This window comes from Streptomyces sp. HUAS 15-9 (genome assembly GCF_025642155.1).
Lineage (GTDB): Bacteria > Actinomycetota > Actinomycetes > Streptomycetales > Streptomycetaceae > Streptomyces.
The window spans coordinates 2156236-2179450 of the sequence record NZ_CP106798.1 but is presented as its reverse complement, the minus strand read 5'-3'; the positions used below and the strand labels follow the sequence as shown (position 1 = coordinate 2179450).

General features: G+C 70.7%; 17 protein-coding genes and 1 pseudogene. 14 read left to right on the top strand and 4 right to left on the bottom strand.

The window, feature by feature from the left end; genetic code table 11:
* The first annotated feature begins 167 nt into the window (after positions 1–167).
* The gene (locus N8I87_RS09965; RefSeq protein WP_263207479.1) at positions 168–596 is read left to right on the top strand and encodes a Rieske (2Fe-2S) protein; all 429 of its coding nucleotides are present in this window, start codon (positions 168–170) and stop codon (positions 594–596) included.
* 68 nt (positions 597–664) lie between these two features.
* On the opposite strand, the gene N8I87_RS09960 is transcribed toward N8I87_RS09965, so the two are convergent.
* Entirely contained in the window at positions 665–1612 is a 948-nt protein-coding gene (locus N8I87_RS09960) for a hypothetical protein (protein ID WP_263207478.1), read from the bottom strand.
* 405 nt (positions 1613–2017) lie between these two features.
* Here N8I87_RS09960 and uvrC point away from each other — a divergent pair, with 405 nt between their 5' ends.
* From uvrC to pgi, 12 genes and pseudogenes are all read left to right on the top strand, one after another.
* Positions 2018–4078: an excinuclease ABC subunit UvrC gene (uvrC, locus tag N8I87_RS09955; RefSeq protein ID WP_263207476.1), complete on the top strand. Its 2061-nt coding sequence runs from the start codon at positions 2018–2020 to the stop codon at positions 4076–4078.
* Positions 4075–5088 (top strand): RNase adapter RapZ, encoded by a 1014-nt coding sequence (gene rapZ, locus N8I87_RS09950; RefSeq protein ID WP_263207474.1) that lies wholly within the window; start codon positions 4075–4077, stop codon positions 5086–5088. Before uvrC ends, rapZ begins: the two co-directional genes overlap by 4 nt.
* Positions 5085–6153: pseudogene (locus N8I87_RS09945) on the top strand (gluconeogenesis factor YvcK family protein). The gene rapZ and the pseudogene N8I87_RS09945 overlap by 4 nt, the downstream one beginning before the upstream one ends.
* The gene (gene whiA / locus N8I87_RS09940) at positions 6144–7133 is read left to right on the top strand and encodes a DNA-binding protein WhiA (protein WP_030642347.1); all 990 of its coding nucleotides are present in this window, start codon (positions 6144–6146) and stop codon (positions 7131–7133) included. Before N8I87_RS09945 ends, whiA begins: the two are co-directional and overlap by 10 nt.
* 149 nt (positions 7134–7282) lie before the next feature.
* Positions 7283–10246 (top strand): M14 family metallopeptidase, encoded by a 2964-nt coding sequence (locus N8I87_RS09935; protein WP_263207470.1) that lies wholly within the window; start codon positions 7283–7285, stop codon positions 10244–10246.
* A 251-nt stretch (positions 10247–10497) separates the two neighbouring features.
* Positions 10498–11505, top strand: a complete 1008-nt coding sequence (gene gap, locus N8I87_RS09930) for a type I glyceraldehyde-3-phosphate dehydrogenase (RefSeq protein WP_263207468.1) — start codon at positions 10498–10500, stop codon at positions 11503–11505.
* A gap of 145 nt (positions 11506–11650) precedes the next feature.
* On the top strand, positions 11651–12862 hold the full coding sequence (locus tag N8I87_RS09925; protein ID WP_263207466.1) for a phosphoglycerate kinase: 1212 nt from the start codon (positions 11651–11653) through the stop codon (positions 12860–12862).
* A gap of 5 nt (positions 12863–12867) precedes the next feature.
* Positions 12868–13644: a triose-phosphate isomerase gene (tpiA, locus tag N8I87_RS09920; protein ID WP_263207464.1), complete on the top strand. Its 777-nt coding sequence runs from the start codon at positions 12868–12870 to the stop codon at positions 13642–13644.
* 108 nt (positions 13645–13752) lie between these two features.
* Positions 13753–13989 (top strand): preprotein translocase subunit SecG, encoded by a 237-nt coding sequence (gene secG / locus N8I87_RS09915; protein WP_235456625.1) that lies wholly within the window; start codon positions 13753–13755, stop codon positions 13987–13989.
* A 275-nt stretch (positions 13990–14264) separates the two neighbouring features.
* Complete coding sequence (locus tag N8I87_RS09910) at positions 14265–14552, top strand: RNA polymerase-binding protein RbpA (RefSeq protein WP_007448238.1); 288 nt, start codon at positions 14265–14267, stop codon at positions 14550–14552.
* Between the two features lie 122 nt (positions 14553–14674).
* Positions 14675–15943, top strand: a complete 1269-nt coding sequence (locus N8I87_RS09905) for an MFS transporter (protein WP_263207435.1) — start codon at positions 14675–14677, stop codon at positions 15941–15943.
* 74 nt (positions 15944–16017) lie between these two features.
* The gene (pgi, locus tag N8I87_RS09900; RefSeq protein ID WP_263207433.1) at positions 16018–17673 is read left to right on the top strand and encodes a glucose-6-phosphate isomerase; all 1656 of its coding nucleotides are present in this window, start codon (positions 16018–16020) and stop codon (positions 17671–17673) included.
* A 413-nt stretch (positions 17674–18086) separates the two neighbouring features.
* On the opposite strand, the gene N8I87_RS09895 is transcribed toward pgi, so the two are convergent.
* From N8I87_RS09895 to N8I87_RS09885, 3 genes are all read right to left on the bottom strand, one after another.
* A complete protein-coding gene (locus N8I87_RS09895; RefSeq protein WP_263207432.1) occupies positions 18087–20369 on the bottom strand; it encodes an ABC transporter permease in 2283 nt (760 codons plus the stop codon).
* Between the two features lie 66 nt (positions 20370–20435).
* A complete protein-coding gene (locus N8I87_RS09890; protein WP_263207430.1) occupies positions 20436–21200 on the bottom strand; it encodes an ABC transporter ATP-binding protein in 765 nt (254 codons plus the stop codon).
* On the bottom strand, positions 21197–21712 hold the full coding sequence (locus tag N8I87_RS09885) for a PadR family transcriptional regulator (protein WP_263207428.1): 516 nt from the start codon (positions 21710–21712) through the stop codon (positions 21197–21199). The genes N8I87_RS09890 and N8I87_RS09885 overlap by 4 nt, the downstream gene beginning before the upstream one ends.
* Positions 21713–21834: 122 nt before the next feature.
* On the opposite strand from N8I87_RS09885, the gene N8I87_RS09880 reads away from it, so the two are divergent.
* A complete protein-coding gene (locus tag N8I87_RS09880) occupies positions 21835–23106 on the top strand; it encodes an ABC transporter substrate-binding protein (protein ID WP_263207427.1) in 1272 nt (423 codons plus the stop codon).
* Positions 23107–23215 lie beyond the last annotated feature (109 nt).

The following is a 23215-nucleotide window of genomic DNA, read 5'->3' as shown; positions in this document are numbered from 1 at the left end:
CCGACTGCTACACGTAAACGCTTGCGTAAACGTTTACGTCTCTTCCTCGCGCCCACTCGCGCACCCTTCACGCCCACTTCGACCCACTCCGGCCCACTCCGATCCGTGATGACCGCCCCAGGTATCGTCGGCCTGCGCCATCCACCCCCGAACAGTGGAGACCCCTGATGTCCGCCCGACCCCCAGCGAGCCGCCGTACCGTCCTTCGAGGCGCCGCCGTCACTCCGCTCGCCGGCCTCGGCCTCACCGCGTGTGCGGGGGTCGGGGGCGGCGTCACCACGGACGCGATGCCGACCGCGCCCGTCGAGCTCGGTGCCGAGAGTGAGGTCGCCGAGGGGAGCGCGAAGCTGTACCGGGACCACAACGTGGTGGTCAGCCGGGACGGGAACGGCACGCTCAAGGCGTACAGCACGATCTGCACGCACGCGGGGTGCCCCATCGACAAGCTTCAGGGGACGACGCTGATCTGTCCGTGCCACGGGAGCGAGTTCGACGCCGTGACCGGAAAGGTCGTGCAGTCCCCGGCCACGGAGCCGTTGAGCGAGCTTTCGGTCAAGGTCACGAACGGCAAGATCATCGCGAGGCCGGGCGCCTGATCACCGGATGACCAGGGGCCGTCACCGGCTGACCCGGGCCTTGATCACCGGATGAGCGGGGCAGGCGTTCACTCCCAGTCCCAGCCGATCCCCACGATGCCGGGCCGTACCCGCGGCTCCACCAGGTGCACCGAGCGGTGCGGCCCGCTCAGGGGCAGCTCCTGGCGGCCGCTGCGCGGGGCGGCCGGCGAGTGCTGGGCGAACCGGTGGCAGCGCACCGGCACCGCGTTCGAGTCGAACCGCACCTGAAGCGCGTACTGACCGCCGGGAAAGCCGAAACCGCGCAGGTACTCGCGCGAGAGCCCGGCCGTGCCGTCCTCGACGGCGTACCGGAAGAGGAAGGTGTCGCCGGACCGCAGCCGGGTGCCGAAGAGCAGCTCGGCGACGAGCACGCCGGTGTCCCGGTCCACGCGGACGCGTCCCGTGCGGCAGTTCTCCAGGGCGTGCACCGTCATGCGCTCCGGCACACAGCCCGGGTCGCCGTGGTGGACGGCCACGAAGCGGTCCACGCCGTCCCGGTGGGCCCGCACGATGTGGTGCGACTCGCGGCCCGCCAGCTCCCGGCGGGCTCCGATCCGTACCCGCTCGTGGTGCCCGAGGGTGTGCAGCCCGCCGTCGAGGGACCAGCCCAGCCCGGCCAGGAGCCGGTCCAGGACGTCCGAGGCCTCGATCATCGAGCGGTACGACCGGTGCGCCGGGCGCTGCCCGGCCGAGCGGCCGTCCGCCTCGGCCAGCAGCCGGATCAGCGACTCCTCGGGCAGCTGCAGGATCTCCTCCAGCGCCCGTACGGCCCGCAGCGACTCGGGGCGCTGGGGGCGGCGGGCGCCCTGCTGCCAATAACTCAGGCTGGTCACGCCCACCTTGACCCCGTACCGCGACAGATGGTGCTGCACCCGCTGGAGCGGCAGTCCGCGGGCGGCGATCGCGGCGCGCAGCGCGACATGAAAGGGGCCGCCCCGCAGGGCCGTGTCCAGTTCCGCGGTGCCGACGTCCGCGTGCTGTATGGCGTGCCGCATGCGCAGGGGCCTTTCTGTGAAAGTTCACTACGGCTGGTCAGACCGGTCGCGCGGGTCTCCGGGGCCACCCCCGTCGGCGCCGGGGCGTCAGCACATCCGTACGCCGCATCCGGACGCCGTCGTTCACGGCCCCGAGTTCCCCCGCATTGAAGCGTGTTGACCAAGCCCCGACAACACCCCGTGTCCAACCGCGACGCCACCTGGCCGAGCCGTGACCCCGCTGTGCGGGGGAGTACGGGGGGCCTGCCCGCGGTCGGGCACCGACGGCGCCCTCACGCTCGGTGAGCGGCACCCTGGCTGCGTCGTCCACAATCCCGTCGCTGTCACAACCTCGCCTTTGTCCACAACCCCGCCGTTGTCCACAGCCCCGCCGGAGTGTCACCCCACGCCAGTAGGGTGTGAGACATGGCCGACCCCTCCAGCTACCGCCCCAAGCCGGGACAGATCCCGGACTCTCCCGGGGTGTACAAATTCCGAGACGAGCACCGCCGGGTGATCTACGTCGGAAAGGCGAAGAGCCTGCGCCAGCGCCTGGCCAACTACTTCCAGGACCTGGCCGGCCTCCACCCGCGTACCCGGACGATGGTCACCACGGCCGCGTCCGTGGAGTGGACCGTCGTGTCCACGGAGGTCGAGGCGCTGCAGCTGGAGTACTCCTGGATCAAGGAGTTCGACCCCCGGTTCAACGTCAAGTACCGCGACGACAAGAGCTACCCGTACCTCGCGGTGACGATGAACGAGGAATTCCCCCGCGTGCAGGTGATGCGCGGTCACAAGAAGAAGGGCGTGAGGTACTTCGGGCCGTACGGGCACGCCTGGGCCATTCGTGACACGGTGGATCTGCTGCTGCGGGTGTTCCCCGTACGCACCTGCTCGGCCGGCGTCTTCAAGAACGCCGCCCGCACCGGACGCCCCTGCCTGCTCGGCTACATCGGCAAGTGCTCGGCGCCCTGTGTGGGCCGGATCCCCGCCGAGGAGCACCGTGAACTGGCGGAGGAGTTCTGCGACTTCATGGCCGGACGGACGGGCACGTACCTCCGCCGCCTGGAGAAGCGGATGACGGAGGCGGCCGAGGAGATGGAGTACGAGCGGGCCGCCCGCCTGCGCGACGACATCGAGGCGCTGAAGAAGGCCATGGAGAAGAACGCGGTCGTGCTCGCCGACGCGACCGACGCCGACCTGATCGCCGTCGCCGAGGACGAGCTGGAGGCGGCCGTCCAGATCTTCCATGTGCGCGGCGGGCGCGTGCGCGGTCAGCGCGGCTGGGTGACCGACAAGGTCGAGGAGGTCACCACCGCCGCCCTGGTCGAGCACGCCCTCCAGCAGCTCTACGGCGAGGAGACCGGGGACGCCGTCCCCAAGGAGGTCCTCGTCCCCGCCCTGCCCGACCCGGTCGAGCCCGTCCAGGAGTGGCTGACCGGACGCCGCGGCTCCAACGTGTCGCTGCGCATCCCGCAGCGCGGCGACAAGCGGGCCCTGATGGAGACGGTCGAGCGCAACGCCCAGCAGGCGCTCGCCCTGCACAAGACCAAGCGCGCCTCCGACCTCACCACGCGCTCGCGTGCCCTGGAGGAGATCGCTGACGCGCTCGACCTGGACAGCGCCCCCCTCAGGATCGAGTGCTACGACATCTCGCACCTCCAGGGCGACGACGTCGTGGCCTCCATGGTCGTCTTCGAGGACGGCCTGCAGCGCAAGAGCGAGTACCGCCGCTTCCAGATCAAAGGCTTCGCGGGCCAGGACGACGTCCGCTCCATGCACGAGGTGGTCACCCGCCGCTTCCGGCGCTACCTCGCCGAGAAGGAGAGGACCGGCGAGTGGGTGGAGGACGACGCCGGGACCGACGGTCTGCCGGACAACGGCCTCAAGGACGACGACGGCCGTCCCAAGAAGTTCGCCTACCCGCCCCAGCTCGTCGTCGTGGACGGCGGACAGCCGCAGGTCGCGGCAGCCAAGCGGGCCCTGGACGAGCTGGGCATCGACGACATCGCCGTCTGCGGCCTCGCCAAGCGCCTGGAGGAGGTCTGGCTGCCGGACGACGACGACCCGGTCGTTCTGCCCCGCAGCAGCGAAGGCCTCTATCTGCTCCAGCGCGTCCGCGACGAGGCGCACCGCTTCGCGATCACCTATCAGCGGGCCAAGCGCGCCAAGCGCTTCCGCGCGGGTCCCCTGGACGAGGTGCCGGGCCTCGGCGAGACCCGCAAGCACGCGCTGATCAAGCACTTCGGTTCGGTGAAGAAGCTGCGGTCGGCCACAATCGAGCAGATCCAGGAGGTGCCCGGCATAGGCCGGAAGACGGCCGAGACCATTGCCGCGGCCCTGGCCGCGGCGGCCCCGGCCGCGCCCGCCGTGAACACGGCGACCGGAGAGATCATTGATGACGAGGAACCCGAAACGACGGCGGGCGCCTCGGGGGATCCCGTGACCGCGGGAGCCCCGGACGAACGACGGGGGCAGGAGAGATGACCGAGCACGAAGAACAGCCCACAGCGGAGCGAGATCGGGCGCACACGGAAACGGGCGAGGAACAGCCGCGGCAGGCGGCACAGGACGTCGCCGGGGAAAGCGGAGCACAGGTGAGTACGGACATCGCGGCGGCCGGGGTCCCCGAGGCGGCCATCCCCGAGCTGGTGATCATCTCCGGCATGTCCGGAGCGGGCCGGTCCACGGCCGCCAAGTGTCTGGAGGACCTCGGCTGGTTCGTCGTCGACAACCTGCCGCCCGCGCTCATCCCCACCATGGTGGAGCTCGGCGCGCGCTCCCAGGGGAACGTGGCGCGGATCGCGGTCGTCGTCGACGTGCGCGGCCGCCGCTTCTTCGACAACCTGCGCCAGTCCCTCGCCGACCTCGACACCAAGGGTGTCACCCGGCGCATCGTCTTCCTGGAGTCCTCCGACGAGGCCCTGGTGCGCCGCTTCGAGTCCGTCCGCCGTCCGCACCCGCTGCAGGGCGACGGCCGTATCGTCGACGGCATCGCCGCCGAACGCGAGCTGCTGCGCGAGCTGCGCGGTGACGCCGACCTGGTGATCGACACCTCCAGCCTGAACGTGCACGAGCTGCGCGCCAAGATGGACGCCCAGTTCGCCGGCGACGAGGAGCCCGAGCTGCGGGCCACCGTGATGTCGTTCGGCTTCAAGTACGGCCTCCCGGTCGACGCCGACCTGGTCGCGGACATGCGGTTCCTGCCCAACCCGCACTGGGTCCCGGAGCTGCGCCCGTACACCGGCCTCAACGAGGAGGTCGCCGCGTACGTCTTCAACCAGCCCGGCGCCAAGGAGTTCCTGGACCGGTACGCCGAGCTGCTGCGGCTCATCGCCGCCGGCTACCGCCGCGAGGGCAAGCGCTATGTGACCATCGCCATCGGCTGCACCGGCGGCAAGCACCGCTCGGTCGCCATGTCCGAGAAGCTCGCCGCGCGCCTCGCGGCCGAGGGCGTGGAGACGGTGGTCGTGCACCGGGACATGGGACGGGAATGACGGCACGTACTCCGCGGCTGAGCAGGCTGCGCCGGATGGTTCCCGAGGCACGCGCGGGCCGCCCCGCCGAGGCCCGTGGCGCCCGCCCGCGCGCGGCGCGGCGCCCAGCCCAAGGTGGTCGCCCTCGGCGGCGGCATGGGCCTGTCCGCCTCGCTCGCCGCACTGCGCCGGATCACCGGCGACCTCACGGCAGTCGTCACCGTGGCCGACGACGGCGGCTCCAGCGGGCGCCTGCGCGACGAGCTGGGTGTGCTTCCGCCAGGTGATCTGCGCAAGGCCCTGGCCGCGCTGTGCGGCGACGACGACTGGGGCCAGACCTGGGCGCGGGTCATCCAGCACCGCTTCACCTCCCAGGGCGACCTGCACGACCACGCGGTGGGCAACCTGCTGATCGTGGCCCTCTGGGAGCAGCTCGGCGATCATGTCCAGGCCCTCGACCTGGTCGGGAAGCTGCTGGGCGCGCATGGGCGTGTGCTGCCCATGTCCGCCGTGCCGCTGGAGCTCCAGGCCCTGGTCAAGGGGCATGATCCGGAGCGGCCGGAGGACGTGGACACCGTGCGGGGCCAGGCGACCGTCGCCCTCACGCCCGGCGAGGTGCAGTCCGTGCACCTGGTGCCGCACGACCCACCCGCCGTGCCCGAGGCCGTCGAGGCGGTCCTGGACGCGGACTGGGTGGTGCTCGGCCCCGGCTCCTGGTTCTCCTCGGTCATCCCGCATCTGCTGGTGCCCGAGCTGCTGGACGCCCTCACGGAGACGAAGGCGCGCCGGGTGCTCTCGCTGAACCTCGCTCCGCAGCCCGGAGAAACCGATGGTTTCTCCCCGCAGCGTCATTTGGAGGTTTTGGGGCGACACGCCCCTAAACTCGCCCTGGACGTGGTGCTGGCAGACGAGGCCGCCGTGCCCGACCGCGACTCGCTCACCGAGGCCGCCGAGCGGCTCGGAGCCGCGGTCGAGCTGGCGCCGGTGGCCCGGACCGACGGTTCTCCGCGGCACGACCCGGAGCTGTTGGCCGCCGCGTACGACCGTATTTTTCGGATGCATGGAAGGATCGGCCCATGGCGATGACGGCAGCGGTGAAGGACGAGATCTCCCGGCTCCCCGTCACCCGGACCTGCTGCAGAAAGGCGGAGGTCTCCGCCATCCTGCGGTTCGCCGGCGGCCTTCACCTGGTGAGCGGGCGCATCGTGATCGAGGCGGAGCTGGACACCGCGATGGCGGCCCGGCGCCTCAAGCGGGACATCCTGGAGATCTTCGGCCACAGCTCCGAGCTGATCGTGATGGCGCCCGGCGGACTGCGCCGCGGCTCGCGGTATGTCGTGCGCGTGGTGGCGGGCGGCGACCAGCTGGCCCGGCAGACGGGACTGGTCGACGGCCGGGGGCGTCCGATCCGTGGCCTGCCCCCGCAGGTGGTCTCCGGGGCCACCTGTGACGCGGAGGCAGCCTGGCGCGGGGCCTTCCTGGCGCACGGCTCGCTGACCGAGCCCGGCCGCTCCTCCTCCCTGGAGGTGACCTGCCCGGGCCCGGAGGCCGCGCTCGCCCTGGTCGGCGCCGCACGCCGGCTGTCGATCGCCGCGAAGGCCCGCGAGGTCCGGGGCGTGGACCGGGTCGTCGTCCGCGACGGTGACGCGATCGGCGCCCTGCTGACCCGCCTCGGCGCGCACGAGTCCGTGCTGGCCTGGGAGGAGCGCCGGATGCGCCGCGAGGTCCGGGCCACGGCCAACCGGCTCGCCAACTTCGACGATGCCAACCTGCGTCGCTCCGCGCGCGCGGCCGTCGCCGCCGGTGCTCGCGTCCAGCGCGCCCTGGAGATCCTCGGTGACGAGGTCCCCGAGCACCTCGCGGCCGCCGGGCGGCTGCGCATGGAGCACAAGCAGGCCTCCCTGGAGGAGCTGGGTGCGCTCGCCGACCCGCCGCTCACCAAGGACGCCGTCGCGGGCCGTATCCGCCGACTGCTGGCGATGGCCGACAAGCGCGCCTCCGACCTGGGCATCCCGGGGACCGAGGCCAACCTCTCCGAGGAACTGGCCGACAACCTGGCCGGGTGACTGAAGGACCGTCAACCTGCCGGTGCCGGCGCCCGAACGGGTGTCGGCACCGGCGTTTCGTATGGCCATGAGGCGCCCTTGACTCGATCATGGACTGTCATGAGCCTGGCATGAGTTCGCTGCTGTGGCGGACCAGGCTAGGGGGGTTCATGAGACGTAGAGCGAGATCGATCCTCGCTGTCGGCGCGCTCCTGTTCGGCGTAGCCGGCCTCGCACCCATCGCCCAGGCACAGAGCGGAAGTTCCGGCAGGGCCGCCGCGGACGACGGCGCCGAGATCAAGGTCTTCCGCGCCGAAGTCACCCAGCAGCAGTTACCTCTGCTGCTCCAGGCCGGCCAGGACGGTCATGAACTCGGTGAGCGGATGACCGCAAAGGGCCGGACCGCCGTGGAGGTCTACCTCACCGACCAGCAGGCCCAGAAGCTCGAGAAGCAGGGCGTCGCCCTCACCGAGCACAAACTGTCGGCCAGCGCAAAGGCGCGTGTCGAGGGCGTGTCCCAAGGCGTGTTCCGCCCCTACAGCGGCAGCGGCGGACTCAAGGAGGAGATCGTCAGGACCGCCCGGGCCAACCCCGGCCTGACCAAGGTCGAGTCCATCGGCAGGACCGTCGACGGACAGGACATCCTCGCGCTCAAACTGACCAGGAACGCGAAGAAGTCGAAGGACGGCTCGAAGCGCGCCGTGCTGTACGTGTCCAACCAGCACGCGCGCGAGTGGATCACGCCGGAGATGACACGGCGTCTGATGCACTACTACCTGGACCACTACAAGACGGACAAGCGGATCAAGAAGATCGTCGACTCGACCGAGCTGTGGTTCGTCCTCTCGGCCAACCCCGACGGCTACGACTACACCTTCCGGAACGCCGGCACCCGCCTGTGGCGCAAGAACCTGCGGGACGTCAACGGCGACGGCGTCATCTCCACCGGCGACGGCGTCGACCTCAACCGCAACTTCGCCTACAAATGGGGCTACGACGACGAGGGTTCGTCGCCGAATCCCACCAGCGAGACCTACCGCGGCGCGAGCCCCGCCTCCGAGCCCGAGACACGGGCACTGGACCGCTTCGAGAAGCGCGTCGGCTTCACCTACGGCATCAACTACCACTCGGCCGCCGAGCTCCTGCTCTACGGCGTCGGCTGGCAGGTGGCCACCCCGACCCCGGACGACGTCCTCTACAAGGCACTCGCCGGCACACCCGACCACTCCGCGGTCCCGGGTTACCACCCGCAGGTCTCCTCGGAGCTGTACACCACCAACGGGGAGGCGGACGGTCACGCGTCCAACGTCAACGGCATGGCGATGTTCACCCCCGAGATGTCGACCTGCCAGACCGCGTCGGACCTCGACCCCGACGACGCCTGGAAGGCCTCCGACTGCCCGTCGGTCTTCAACTTCCCCGACGACGAGAAGCTGATCCAGCAGGAGTTCCAGAAGAACGTCCCGTTCGCGCTCTCCGTCGCCGAGACCGCCGCCCACCCCGACCAGCCGGTCTCCTCGGTCGGCCTGAGCGCCGCCGACTTCACCCCGGCGACGTTCTCCACGTCGTACTCGCGCGGCGCCGACCAGCAGGTCTCGGTCGTCGTACGGAAGTCCGTGCGCGACAAGGAGCTCAAGTACCGCGTCAACGGCGGCCGTACGCACGACCGGGCACTCAGGCCCTGGAAGGGCGGCGAGACCTACGGCGGCGAGGACAACCTCTACTTCGACGAGTACCGGGCCAAGGTCGAGGACGGCAGACCGGGCGACAAGGTCGAGGTGTGGTTCACCGGCCGGGCCAGGAGCGGCAGGAAGGTCACCGGCCCGCACTTCACCTACACCGTCGCCGAGCGGCCCAGGGCCGACACCCTCGTGGTCGCCGAGGAGGGTGCGGCCGCCACACAGGCCCAGAAGTACGTGGACGCGCTGAGGGCGAACGGCCGCAAGGCGATCGTCTGGGACGTCGCCACACAGGGCGCGCCCGACGCGCTCGGCGTGCTGAAGTACTTCAGGACCGTCGTCCACTACTCCGGTGCGAGCGGTCCCGGCAACGCCACCCAGCTCCAGCTGCGCGCCTACCTCAACGAGGGCGGCAGGCTGATCGAGGCCGGCGAACTGGCCGGCGGCAGCGTGAAACTCGCCGACGGCACCCCGTCGAACGACTTCAGCCAGTACTACCTGGGCGCCTACTCGCGCACGTCGATCCCCGGAGCCACCGGCTTCACCGGCTCCGGAAACCTCGACGGCTACGCCGGCGCGCTCGGCGACGCGCCCGGCAATCCGCTCGACAAGGCGGGCGCCTACGGCGTCACCTCCGACGAGCTGTCCGTGGACAGGTACCCGCAGTTCGCCAGCGCGGGGGCGGGCCGGTTCGCCGGGACCGTCAACCCGTACGGGCCGTACGCGGGCTCCTCCATGGCCGCCGCGGTGCACACCGACGACGCCTACAAGCGCCTGACCCGCACCATCGACCTCACCGGCGTCAGTGCCGCCGACAAGCCGACCCTGAGCACCCGGCTGCTGTGGGACACCGAGCCCGGCTACGACCACGCCGTGGTCGAGGCGCACACCGTCGGCGCGGACGACTGGACGACCCTGCCGGAGGCGGGCGGCGCCACCAGCGCCGCCGTCCCGGCGGAGTGCGGGGCCGGATTCCTGATCGGCGAGCACCCGTGGCTCAAGCACTATCTGACGCTCGCGGACAACGCCTGCACGGCGACCGGCACCACCGGCTCCTGGCACAGCCTCACCGGCAGCTCCAGCGGCTGGCAGCAGGTCGGCTTCGACCTGAGCGCCTACGCGGGCAAGTCCGTCCAGGTCTCCCTCAGCTACATCACCGACCCCGGCAGCGGCGGCCACGGCGTCCTCGCCGACGAGACCTCGCTGGTGGTCGGCGGTACGGCGAAGGAGACCGAGGGCTTCGAGTCGTCGCTGGGCCCCTGGAGCGTGGCCGGACCGCCCGCCGGCAGTCCGGCGGTCCTGAAGGACTGGACGCGCACCGGAGCCCTGTTCAAGACGTATGGAGCGGTCACCACGAAGGACACCGTGCTGCTGGGCTTCGGTCTGGAGCAGGTTCCCGCGGCGGCCGACCGGACGGCACTGGTCAAGAAGGCGCTGGCGTCACTCGACAAGTGAGCCGACCCGCTCACGAACGAGTGACAACACCGCTGAGAGGCACCGTCATTTCCTGACATGGCGGGGCGATCGGCCCCCCGAAGAATGGCGGTCCGTACCCCTACTGACGGGTACGGACCGCCCTGCCGCGTATGAGGCATCTGGATGTCACCTCGGGGGCCTCAGGGAGGTAGGGTCGGGGGTGGTCGGGGACATCCCAAATACAGCTCGCCGGCACCGCATGGCCGGCGTACCAACGAGGAGATCGGTTCGTGACGATCCGCGTAGGCATCAACGGCTTCGGTCGTATCGGTCGCAATTACTTCCGCGCGCTGCTGGAGCAGGGCGCAGACATCGAGATCGTGGCTGTCAACGACCTGGGTGACACCGCGACCACCGCGCACCTGCTGAAGTACGACACCATCCTGGGCCGGCTTAAGCAGGAGGTGTCCCACACCGCCGACACCATCACCGTCGACGGCCACACCATCAAGGTGCTGTCCGAGCGCAACCCCGCCGACATCCCGTGGGGCGAGCTCGGCGTCGACATCGTCATCGAGTCCACCGGCATCTTCACCAAGAAGGAAGACGCCGCGAAGCACATCGCCGGCGGCGCCAAGAAGGTCCTCATCTCGGCTCCGGCCAAGGACGAGGACATCACCATCGTGATGGGCGTCAACCAGGACAAGTACGACCCGGCGAACCACCACGTCATCTCCAACGCCTCCTGCACCACCAACTGCGTGGCGCCGATGGCGAAGGTCCTCGACGAGAACTTCGGCATCGTCAAGGGTCTGATGACCACGGTGCACGCGTACACGAACGACCAGCGCATCCTGGACTTCCCGCACAAGGACCTGCGCCGCGCTCGTGCCGCCGCCGAGAACATCATCCCGACCACGACGGGCGCCGCCAAGGCCACCGCCCTGGTGCTCCCGCAGCTCAAGGGCAAGCTGGACGGCATCGCGATGCGCGTCCCGGTCCCGACCGGCTCGGTCACCGACCTCGTCGTCGAGCTCGGCCGTGAGGTCACCAAGGAAGAGGTCAACGCCGCCTTCCAGAAGGCCGCCGAGGGCGAGCTCAAGGGCCTCCTCGACTACACCGAGGACCCGATCGTCTCCTCCGACATCGTCAACGCCCCGGCGTCCTGCACCTTCGACTCGTCCCTGACCATGGTCCAGGACGGCAAGAACGTGAAGATCATCGGCTGGTACGACAACGAGTGGGGCTACTCCAACCGCCTCGTCGACCTCACGGTCTTCGTCGGCAACCAGCTCTGATCGGCAGAGCAGGCACCTGATGTGACAGCAGGGCTCGGGCAGCGCAACGTCGCGCTGCCCGAGCCCTGACGCACGTGCGGATCGACCCTCTATGTACGGTCGACCAGCCCTCGTACGATCAAGAGCCCTCCTCAGGAGTCCCCTCATGAAGACCATCGACGAACTTCTCGCGGAAGGCGTGGCCGGCAAGCGGGTCTTCGTCCGCGCCGACCTCAACGTGCCGCTCGCCGACGGCGTGATCACCGACGACGGCCGTATCCGCGCCGTCCTGCCCACCGTGAAGGCCCTCGCCGACGCGGACGCCAAGGTGGTCGTCGCCTCGCACCTGGGCCGCCCCAAGGGCGCCCCGGACCCGGCCTTCTCGCTGCTGCCCGCCGCCGAGCGGCTCGGTGAACTCCTCGGCGCCCCGGTCGCGTTCGCCCAGGACACCGTCGGCCCCGCCGCCCACGACGTGGTGAACGGCCTGCAGCCCGGCCAGGTCGCGGTCATCGAGAACCTGCGCTTCAACGCCGGCGAGACGTCCAAGGACGACGCCGAGCGCGGCGCCTTCGCCGACCAGCTGGCCGCCCTCGCGGACGTCTACGTCGGCGACGGCTTCGGTGCCGTGCACCGCAAGCACGCCTCCGTGTACGATCTCCCGGCCCGGCTGCCGCACTACGCCGGCTACCTCATCGCCACCGAGGTCGGCGTCCTCAAGAAGCTCACCGAGGATGTCAAGCGCCCCTACGTCGTCGCGCTCGGCGGCGCCAAGGTCTCCGACAAGCTCGCCGTCATCGACGAGCTGCTCGCCAAGGCCGACCGCCTCCTCATCGGCGGCGGCATGGCCTACACCTTCCTCAAGGCCAAGGGCTACGAGGTCGGCATCTCCCTCCTCCAGGAGGACCAGGTGCCGGCCGTCCTCGAGTACATGGAGCGCGCTGAGAAGCAGGGCGTCGAGCTGCTGCTTCCCGTGGACGTCGTGGTCGCCCGGGAATTCCCGGACCTGAAGGCCAAGGCTCCGACCGAGAACACCGTGGTCGACGCGGACAAGATCCCCGCCGACCACGAGGGCCTGGACATCGGCCCGAAGACCCGCGAGCTGTACGCCGCGAAGCTCGCCGACGCCGAGACCGTCTTCTGGAACGGTCCCATGGGCGTCTTCGAGCACCCCGACTACGCCGAGGGCACCAAGGCGGTCGCCCAGGCCCTCGTCGGATCGAAGGGCTTCACCGTCGTCGGCGGCGGCGACTCCGCCGCGGCCGTGCGTACGCTCGGCTTCGACGAGAAGGCATTCGGCCACATCTCGACCGGTGGCGGCGCCTCCCTCGAATACCTCGAGGGCAAGACGCTCCCCGGCCTCGCCGCACTGGAGGACTGACCTACATGAGCACGCGCACGCCGCTGATGGCGGGCAACTGGAAGATGAACCTCAACCACCTCGAGGCCATCGCGCACGTCCAGAAGCTCGCCTTCGCCCTGGCCGACAAGGACTACGAGGCCGTCGAGGTCGCCGTCCTGCCGCCCTTCACCGACCTGCGCTCCGTGCAGACCCTGGTCGACGGCGACAAGCTCAAGATCAAGTACGGCGCCCAGGACATCTCGGCGCACGACTCCGGCGCCTACACCGGCGAGATCTCGGGCCCGATGCTGGCCAAGCTGAAGTGCACCTACGTGGCCATCGGCCACTCCGAGCGCCGCCAGTACCACAACGAGACCGACGAGCTGGTGAACGCCAAGGTCAAGGCCGCTTTCCGGCACGCCCTGACCCCGATCCTGTGTGTCGGCGAGGAGCTGCCGGTCCGCGAGGCGGGCAACCACGTCGGTCACACGCTCGCGCAGGTCGAGGGCGGTCTGAAGGACCTCCCGGCCGAGCAGGCCGAGACCATCGTGATCGCCTACGAGCCCGTCTGGGCCATCGGCACCGGCAAGGTCTGCGGCGCCGAGGACGCCCAGGAGGTCTGCGCCGCCATCCGCGGCAAGATCGCCGAGCTGTACACGCAAGAGCTGGCCGACAAGGTCCGCATCCAGTACGGCGGCTCCGTCAAGGCCGGAAACGTGGCCGAGATCATGGCGCAGGCCGACATCGACGGCGCCCTGGTCGGCGGAGCCTCGCTGGACGCGGACGAGTTCGTCAAGATCGTGCGGTTCCGCGACCAGTGACGCGACCTGTGAGTATGCGGTAACGACGATTCGTCGTACCCTTGCGGGGGCTGGTGGACATCTGCTGGCCCCCGTCGTCCATCCGAATCCGAGGAAGTTGGTCCAGCCGTGGTTTTGGGGTTCTCGATCGCCCTGATCGTCTTCAGCCTGCTGCTGATGCTGCTGGTGCTGATGCACAAGGGGAAGGGCGGCGGCCTCTCCGACATGTTCGGTGGCGGTATGCAGTCGTCCGTCGGTGGCTCCTCGGTCGCCGAGCGCAACCTCGACCGCATCACGCTGGTGGTCGGTCTGCTCTGGTTCGCGTGCATCGTCGTGCTCGGCCTGCTCATGAAGACGAGCAGCTGAACACGGCCGAGCAGCTGATCAGCTTCTCACAAGCACGCACATTCCGTACGTAAGGCCCCATGTTCGGTACGCGCTCCTGAGCGCGGCCTATCATGGGGCTTGCGTCTAGGTATGGGGCCTGTAACTCCAATCACTGGACGCGCGTTGGGCCTTACGTAGACTGAGGCGCTCGCAACGAAGCGAAACGCCGACTCGCTTCGCGGCACCATCACGCAGGGAGTTACACCGTGGCAAGTGGCAACGCGATCCGAGGAAGCCGGGTCGGGGCGGGGCCGATGGGCGAGGCCGAGCGCGGCGAGTCCGCGCCGCGTCTGCGCATCTCCTTCTGGTGCTCCAACGGGCACGAGACGCAGCCCAGCTTCGCCAGCGACGCGCAGGTTCCCGAGACCTGGGACTGCCCGCGCTGTGGCTTCCCGGCCGGTCAGGACCGGGACAACCCGCCGGACCCGCCGCGCACCGAGCCGTACAAGACGCACCTCGCGTATGTACGGGAGCGGCGCAGCGACGCGGACGGTGAAGCGATCCTCGCGGAGGCGCTCGCCAAATTGCGCGGAGAGATCTAGAAGTTGTGACCGGCCGGGTGCCCACGGGTACCGGGCCGGAGCCGTTTCGGCAGCACCGGCCGCCGACCGATTGTCAGTGGCGTCTCCTACGGTTGTGCATGGGTGAACCGTGAGGGGGAGACGTGACGACGGTCGACGTGGCGGGCAGGACCGCGCCCGCGTGGCGCGGGGGATTCGGGCGGCTGTGGACCGCCGCCGTGGTCTCCCGCTTCGGGGACGCCTTACGGACGTCCGCGCTGCCCCTGCTCGCCGTGCGGATCACCGACGCACCCCTGATCATCGCCTCCGTCACCGCCTGCGGCTATGTGCCCTGGCTGCTGTTCGGACTGCTCGGCGGGGCCGTGGCGGACCGGGTCGACCAGCGGCGGGCGATGTGGGCCGTGGACACGGTGCGGGGCGTGCTCGTCGGCGGTTTCGCCCTCGCCGTGGGTCTGGGGCAGGCCTCGGTTCCCCTGCTGATCGCCCTCGCCTTCACACTGACCACCCTCCAGACGCTCTTCGACAACGCGTCCACGGCCCTGCTGCCCTCCCTGGTCGACCGCGAGGCCCTGGGCGGGGCCAACGCCCGTCTGATGACCGGTCAGCAGTTCGCCGGCGGCCTGTTGGCGGGCCCGTTCGTGCCGCTGCTGCTGACGGCCGGGGCGTGCGTGCCGTTCGTGGCCGACGCGGGCACCTATCTGGTGGCCGCGGCCCTGGTGGCCTCCCTGCGGATACGGCCGCCGGGGCGGGAGCCGCGCCCGGCGGGCAGCACCCTGCGCGCGGAGATCGCCGCGGGCCTGCGCGAACTGTGGCGCGACCGGGTGCTGCGGGCCATCTGCCTGGCCACGCTGCTGTGCAACATCGGCATGGGCGCTCTGATCGCCACCCTGGTGCTGCACGTGACGCGGTGGCTGCCCGGAGGCGACGGCGCCTACGCCGCCGCCATGACGGCGTACGCCGCCGGGAGCCTCGTCGGCGGTCTCGTCGCCCAGCGCGTCGCGTGCCGCACCGGGCGGGCCCGCGCCCTGCTGGTGGCCGGCGCCGTCCAGACGGCGTCGCTGCTGCTCATCGGCTCGGTACGGCACCTGGCCGCCCTGCTCGCCGGCATACTCCTGCTGGGCATGATGGGCATGGTCTGGAACGTCAACCAGGTCACGCTGATGCAGCAACGCAGCCCCACGTCCATGCTGGGCCGCGTCTCCTCGGCCTTCCGCACGGCCTCCACCTCCGGAGCCCCCGTCGGCGCGCTTCTCGGCGGAGCCGTGGCCGGCGCGTACGGACTGAACGCGCCGGCCCTGCTGGCCGCGGTTCTCTTCGCCCTGGCGGTCACCTTGTTGATACCGGCACGCAAGCCGGACGTACCTGTTGTTGCCCCGGAGGACGGCGCCACAACTGCTCACATGACCCGCTGATCAACTAGGTTGGGACCGGCAGCGGGGCAGGTACGCACCAGGACAGGTTGCAGGAAAGAAGGCTGAAGTCCGAAATGAACGCAGACGGCCGTACCAGGCTCAACCAGACGCCCGAGTGGACCGCTCTGGCCAAGCACCGGGAACAGTTCGGCGACACACATCTGCGGGACCTGTTCGCCGCCGATCCGGGACGCGGCGCCGGGTACACGCTCCAGGTCGGTGACCTGTACATCGACTATTCGAAGCACCTGGTCAACGACGAGACGCTGCGGCTGCTGCGGGAGCTGGCCGCCGCGACCGACGTCTTCGGACTGCGGGACGCCATGTTCCGCGGGGAGAAGATCAACGTCACCGAGAACCGCGCGGTGCTGCACACCGCGCTGCGCGCCCCGCGCGACGCGGTGATCGAGGTCGACGGGGAGAACGTCGTCCCCGCGGTGCACGCCGTGCTCGACAAGATGAGCGACTTCGCGAACCGCGTCCGCTCCGGCGCCTGGACCGGGCACACCGGCAAGCGCATCAAGAACGTGATCAACATCGGCATCGGCGGCTCCGACCTGGGCCCGGCGATGGCCTACGAGGTGCTGCGCAGCTTCACCGACCGCGACCTCACGGTCCGCTTCGTGTCGAACGTGGACGGTGCCGACCTGCACGAGGCCACCCGCGACCTGGACGCGGCGGAGACGCTGTTCATCATCGCCTCCAAGACCTTCACCACGATCGAGACGATCACCAACGCGACCTCCGCCCGCAACTGGCTGCTCACCGAGCTGAAGGCCGGTCAGGAGGCGGTCGCCAAGCACTTCGTGGCCCTGTCCACGAACGCCGAGAAGGTCGCGGACTTCGGCATCGACACGGCCAACATGTTCGAGTTCTGGGACTGGGTCGGCGGCCGTTACTCCTACGACTCGGCGATCGGCCTGTCCCTGATGATCGCCATCGGCCCGGACCGGTTCCGCGAGATGCTCGACGGCTTCCACCTCGTCGACGAACACTTCCGCACCGCACCAGTCGAGTCCAACGTGCCGCTGCTCATGGGCCTGTTGGGCATCTGGTACGACAACTTCCACGACGCCCAGTCGCACGCAGTGCTGCCGTACTCGCACTATCTGTCCAGGTTCACCGCCTACTTGCAGCAGCTGGACATGGAGTCCAACGGCAAGTACGTGGCGCGGGACGGGCAGGAGGTTGACTGGCAGACCGGTCCGGTGGTCTGGGGCACGCCCGGCACCAATGGGCAGCACGCCTACTACCAGCTCATCCACCAGGGCACGAAGCTGATCCCGGCGGACTTCATCGGCTTCGCCGAGCCGGTCGCCGAGTTGGGCGGCGATCTCAAGGCCCAGCACGACCTGCTCATGGCCAACTTCTTCGCCCAGACCCAGGCGCTGGCCTTCGGCAAGACTGCCGACGAGGTCCGGGCGGAGGGCGTGCCCGAGGAGCTGGTGCCGCACAAGACGTTCAAGGGCAACCGGCCGACCACCACGGTCCTCGCCCGCGAGCTGACCCCGTCGGTCCTCGGCCAGCTCGTCGCCCTCTACGAACACAAGGTGTTCGTCCAGGGCGCCGTGTGGAACATCGACTCCTTCGACCAGTGGGGCGTGGAACTCGGCAAGGTCCTCGCCAAGCGCGTCGAGCCCGCCCTCACCGACGGCGCCGAGGTGGAGGGCCTGGACGAGTCCACCAAGGCCCTGGTCACCAAGTACCGCCAACTGCGAGGCCGCGCCTGACCCGAGACCGCGAGTGCTGCCCCGACGCGCCTGGGGCAGCACGAGGGCGGTGCCGGGGCGGATCACGGTCGGCCCTGAGCGCAGGGAGGGCTGAGAGCACGTCGGCGCCCACCGCTGCCGCGGCGAGCGTGGTCAGGGGGCCGGGGACCGGTCGAATCCGACGCCTATGTCGCTGGCGCTGCCCTGGGTGTCGATGAGTCGGGGTGCGCCGGGTGGGCCCCAGGGCGGCGCGGGGTCGGCTGGTGTCTGGCGTGTGCCGCTGGGCGGCGGGTGGGGCGGCGCGAGCCCCGGCGCCCACTGCTGGACACACGTGTCGGCGTGCCGCTGCCGCGGCACGTGCGGGCAGCAGGTCGGGGGAATGGGCGATGCCCGGGCAGATCGTGGTCGGCCGCGGCCGCGGACCGGGCGTCTGGTCAGGCCGCCGCGCTCAGTGTGTCTGCCAGTCGGTGGTGCGCTGCTCGGGCCGCGGGTAGGGCCGAGAGGGCCGCGGCGCCCAGGACCGCTGCCGCGCTCAGTGTGGTGAGGAGGGCGAGGGAGGGGGACTGGGCGATTCCGGCGCCGATGCCGCTGGCGCTGCCCTGGGCGTCGATCAGTCGGCGGGCCAGGGGCAGGCCCAGTGTCGTGGCGGTCAGGACCGCGGCCAGGGCCGTGCAGCTCGTCGCCGTCACCGTGATCGCGGTGATCTGCCGCGGGGACATGCCGATCGCCTTGAGCGCCAGCAGGTCCCGCTCGCTCTCGCGGACGGTCCCGCCGATCGCGGTGAGCAGCTCTACGGCCCCGATGAGGGCGAGCACGGCCACCAGCCCGGCGACGACTCCGCGCAGCGGGGACAGCCCGTCGGCGGGGTTCGGCACGGCGTGCACGTCCAGGTGCCCGTGGCCGGCCGTGGCCAGCTCGGCCGCGACCCGGTGCGGGTCGGCGCCCGCCCGCAGCCGCAGCTGGTACAGGGTCGGGACCAGCTGAGGATCGTTCTCGCGCAGGGTGTCCAGCGAGGTGGAGACGACCCGGCCGGCGTTCTCCGGCTCGATGCTGCGGCCCACGATGTGCAGGATCTGCGGCCGGTCGCCCACGGTCATCCGCACCCAGTCGCCGACGCGCACGTCCAGCAGCTTGAGGAGCCCTTGCCCCGCCACGGCTTCGTCCGGCCCGCTCGCGCGACGGCCCTCGGCGAGCGCGTAGGGGTACGGGTCCTTGCGGGTGCCGAGGCCCCGCAGGGCGATCGTGGCGGTCTGGCCGGGCACCAGGGCGGGGACCTCGACACCGGGATAGGCGGCGGCGACCCGGCGGTCGGCGGTCATCAGGGCGCGGGCGTCCCCGTCGCTCAGGGAGCCGTCGGCCCGGACGGTGAGCGCCGCGGGCAGCCCCATCCGCTCGGGGCTGCTGTGGAACCGGTCGATGGTGGTCCACGCGCTCAGCGCCACCACGATCAGCAGCAGTGGCAGCGCCAGCCGGCCCACCGTGGCCAGCGACCGGCGGCGCCCGGTGAACACCTTGTGACAGCCCAGGACCAGCGCGGGCGGCAGCCGCAGTCCGAGGGCGCGCCGGGCCACCCCGGTCAGCCGTCCACCGGACTGGGGCGCGGGCCGCTGCACCGGCACCGGCGACACCCGCCCGGCCCGCCAGGCCGCGAGCCCGGTGGTCAGCCCGATGAACAGGACCGCGCCGACGGGCACCGCGAACAGGGCCACGGTCTGCCCCGGCAGCCCCTGCCACACCCCCACCGCGTCGCCGAGTCGCCCGGGGATCCGGCTGCCCAGCCCCTGGATCAGCGCCCCCGCGGCCACGGCGCCGACGACGGCGTACGCGACGTGCTGGAGCAGAAAGATCCGTACGACCTGGCCGGGCGTGAGACCGATCGCCTTGAGCACCGAGATGTCCCGCAGATGGCCCCGGATCCGGGTGCCGATCGCACCGTGCACCGCGAACCCCGCCGCGGCCAGCGCGCCGAGCCCGAACAGCCCCAGCACCTGGCCGAAGAGCCGGCTGTCGCCCTGGGCCTCGGCCCGCGCCTGCTGCCAGGTGGAGACCTCGCCGACCGCGCCGGAGCCCAGCACGGTGACCGCCCGCTGGACGGCGTAGTCCGTGTCGTCGGGGTCGGTCAGCCGCAGCCCGACGACCTGGACGCCCGGATCGCGCACGGCGCCCGGCGGCGCCCATACGAGCCCCGGCTGCTCGCCTGGGCTGTAGCGGGGTTCGGGGCTGTCCGCGATGCCCACGACGGTCAGGGACCGGGCCGTGCCGGGCAGGCTCAGTGTGTCGCCGGGCTCCGCCAGCAGGGCCCGGGCGAGCCTGCTCTCCAGCACCACCCCGTTCGGGTCCGAGGGCCGCAGCCAGTGGCCGGAGGTGAGCAGCGGACGGTCCACGGCGAGCCGCTCGGGCGTGGAGCGCAGTTCGACGGAGGCGCGGGTGCCGCGCGAGGAGACGGTGACGGACTCCGTGGCATAGGGCCCGGCGACGGTCGCGACCCCGTCCAGCCGGGCCAGCCTGGCCGTGTCGGCGGACTGCGAGGCATGGATCCACACATGCGCGCCGCGGGCCTGGTTGAAGATCCGCTGCCAGGGGTTGGTCGCGTACCCGAACAGCGCCGTGGCCAGCAGCAGCGAGGCGACGATGCCGGCGGTGGCGAGCACCATGAACAGCGCCTCACCGCGGTGCGTGCGCAGATCCGAGTGCGCCCAGCGCAAGGTGGCCCGCACCGGCTCAGCCTCCCGGCCCGCGCCGGGCGGACCGGCTCGCCCGCGACTTCTCGTCGTACACCGCAGTCAGTCCTTCAGCTCCAGCACACCCGAGATCCCGGCACCCCGGGTCGGTGTGCCGTCCAGTGCGGCGTCGTCGGCGATCCGGCCGTCGAAGAAGCTGATCACCCGGTCCGCGGCGCTGGCCAGTCGGGCGTCATGGGTGACCAGCACGATGCTCTGGCCACGCCCGTGGAAGCGCGAGAGCAGCCGCATGACCTCACGGGTGCCCTTGCTGTCGAGGCTGCCCGCGGGCTCGTCCGCGAGCAGCAGCGGCGGATGGTTGACCAGCGCCCGGGCCAGCGCGACCCGCTGCTGCTCACCGCCGGACAGCTCACCGGGCATGCTGCGCTCCTTGCCCTCCAGGCCCAGCTCGGCCAGCAGCTCCTCGCGCTCGGCCCGGGCCCGCTTCGGGGTGACGCCGGCCAGCAGGGCCGGCAGTTCGACGTTGTCGGCGACCGACAGGTTGGAGACGAGGTTGAAGAACTGGAAGACGATCCCGATGCGCTTCCTGCGCTCCACGGCCCAGCGCGCCTCGCTGTAGGCGTCGGTGCGCTCGCCGTCCAGCCAGAGGCTGCCGGCGTCCGGCCGCTGCAGCCCGCCGAGCAGATGCAGCAGCGTCGACTTCCCGGCGCCCGAGGGGCCCGTGACGGCCACGAACTCGCCGTGCGTCACGCGAAGATCGACACCGCGCACGGCATGCGCGGGCGCGCCCTCGCCGTAGTGGGTCTTGACCAGGCCCTCGGCACGCAGCAGAGGAACGGGGCGGTCGGGAGCGGGACGGTCGCTCACTCCATCTCCTCCAGTTCCTCCTGGCACCGCTCCAGCCAGTCGAGGTCGGCCTGCAGATGCAGCATGGCGCCCTCGATCAGCAGGTGGGCTATGCGGTTGTCCCGGCTCTCGGCCGCGGCCAGTTTCGACAGGTTGCGCATGGTGTTGAGGTACTGGCGCCGTTGCTTGTTGATGAGGGTGATCTGGTCGGCGAGACCGGTCTGCGGGGCCAGGGCGAGCTTCATGAAGAACTCGTCCCGTACCCGCGGCTCGTCCTCGGGCTCCTCGAACCAGACGCGCAGCGCCTCACGCCCGGCTTCGGTGAGGTGGTAGACCTTCTTGTTGGGCCGGCTGGACTGCTCGACGTCCTCGCCCTCGATCAGTCCCGACTTCTCGAGGCGGCCGAGGGTCACGTAGATCTGGCCGACGTTCGGCTGAGGGTACGCGGAGCCCAGCAGTTGCTCAAGGTCCTGCTTCAGCTCGTAGCCGTGGGCCGGGCCGCGTGCGAGGAGTGCCAGGAGGGCAAGGCGCACTCGTGCTGTCCTCCTGTCCGGTCAAATGTGCTCCAGGCCCTAGTATCGCCCATACCTAACAGGTATACATGGCCTCTGATCCGGGCAAGGCTGCCCGGTGCCGGGTGTGCAAGGAGGAACCTATGCGGTGGATCCACACCGCCGGTAGGGGGCTCCTCGTCCTCGCCGTGGTCCTGACCGGTTATGTCACCTCCGGCGCGCGGGCCGACGAGGGCGGCGGCGATGGCCGCGGCCCCCTCACCCTGGCCACCGCGGGGGATCTCACCGGCTATCTCGCCCCGCTCCTCGACGGCTGGAACCGCACCCACCCCACCGAGAAGGTCAACCTCGTCGAGCTCCCGGACTCGGCCGACGAGACCCACGCGCAGATGACCACCGACCTGCGCGGCGGCGACCGCAGCCGCTTCGACGTCCTCAACATCGACGTCAACTGGACCTCCGAGTTCGCCGCGGCCGGCTGGATCCGCCCGCTGCCGCGCGACCGCTTCCCGCTGAAGACCTTCCTGGCGCCGGTCGTCGACACGGCCACCTACGACGGGCAGCTGTACGCCGTGCCGTACGTCACCAACGCCGGACTGCTCCTGTACCGCAAGGACGTCCTGGCCAAGGAGGGCGTACCGCCGCCGCGCACCTGGGCCGAGCTGGAGCGGGACGCGAAGACCATCGCGCCGAAGTACGGGCTCGACGGCTACGCGGGCCAGTTCCTGCCGTACGAGGGCCTCACGGTCAACGCTGCCGAGGCCGTGTACTCGGCGGGCGGCACGATCCTCGGCGACGAGGGCACCCGGGTCACCGTGAACTCCGCCGCGGCCCGCGAGGGCATCGGATTCCTGGCGCGCGGGGTGCGCGAGGGCTGGATCCCGCGGCAGGCGCTGACGTACAAGGAGGAGGAGTCCAAGCAGGCCTTCCAGGACGGCCGGCTGCTCTTCCTGCGCAACTGGCCCTATGCGTACGTCGCCGCCTCGGCCAAGGGCTCCAAGGTGGCCGGCGAGGTCGGCGCCGTACCGCTGCCGGGCCCGGACGGACCCGGGACGAGCGTCCTCGGCGGCTCCAACCTGGCCGTCAACACCCATGCGCGGCACCCCGACTCGGCCGCGCGACTCATCGCGTACCTGACCGGTGAGCGCGTCCAGCGCCAGGTCCTCACGCGCGGCGCGCTGCCGCCGGTGCGCGCCTCGCTCTACGACGACCCCGGACTGATCCGGCGCTTCCCCTACCTGCCGACCCTGCGCACCGCCGTGGTCAACGCCTCCCCGCGCCCCAAGAGCCCGCACTACGACCAGGTCAGCCTGGTGGTGCAGGCCGTCGTGCACGACGCGCTGAGCGGACACCAGACGCCTGCGGCGGCGGTACGGCGACTGGCCCGGGAGTTGGCGGACATCTCCAGCCGCTAGTTACGTGTTAGGTAACGCGGATATCTCATCTGCCGCGGAAGCGCCCCAATAAGTCCGTATTTATTGCCCCAACTGGGCAGTAGCCTCTGTTCTCTTCATTGACACCTCT

Bases quoted from the DNA above. Each gene is read 5' to 3' on its own strand.
- N8I87_RS09965 (WP_263207479.1), top strand. From the start codon at position 168: ATGTCCGCCCGACCCCCAGCGAGCCGCCGTACCGTCCTTCGAGGCGCC.
- N8I87_RS09960 (WP_263207478.1), bottom strand. From the start codon at position 1,612: ATGCGGCACGCCATACAGCACGCGGACGTCGGCACCGCGGAACTGGAC.
- uvrC (WP_263207476.1), top strand. From the start codon at position 2,018: ATGGCCGACCCCTCCAGCTACCGCCCCAAGCCGGGACAGATCCCGGAC.
- rapZ (WP_263207474.1), top strand. From the start codon at position 4,075: ATGACCGAGCACGAAGAACAGCCCACAGCGGAGCGAGATCGGGCGCAC.
- whiA (WP_030642347.1), top strand. From the start codon at position 6,144: ATGGCGATGACGGCAGCGGTGAAGGACGAGATCTCCCGGCTCCCCGTC.
- N8I87_RS09935 (WP_263207470.1), top strand. From the start codon at position 7,283: ATGAGACGTAGAGCGAGATCGATCCTCGCTGTCGGCGCGCTCCTGTTC.
- N8I87_RS09925 (WP_263207466.1), top strand. From the start codon at position 11,651: ATGAAGACCATCGACGAACTTCTCGCGGAAGGCGTGGCCGGCAAGCGG.
- tpiA (WP_263207464.1), top strand. From the start codon at position 12,868: ATGAGCACGCGCACGCCGCTGATGGCGGGCAACTGGAAGATGAACCTC.
- N8I87_RS09910 (WP_007448238.1), top strand. From the start codon at position 14,265: ATGGGCGAGGCCGAGCGCGGCGAGTCCGCGCCGCGTCTGCGCATCTCC.
- pgi (WP_263207433.1), top strand. From the start codon at position 16,018: ATGAACGCAGACGGCCGTACCAGGCTCAACCAGACGCCCGAGTGGACC.
- N8I87_RS09880 (WP_263207427.1), top strand. From the start codon at position 21,835: ATGCGGTGGATCCACACCGCCGGTAGGGGGCTCCTCGTCCTCGCCGTG.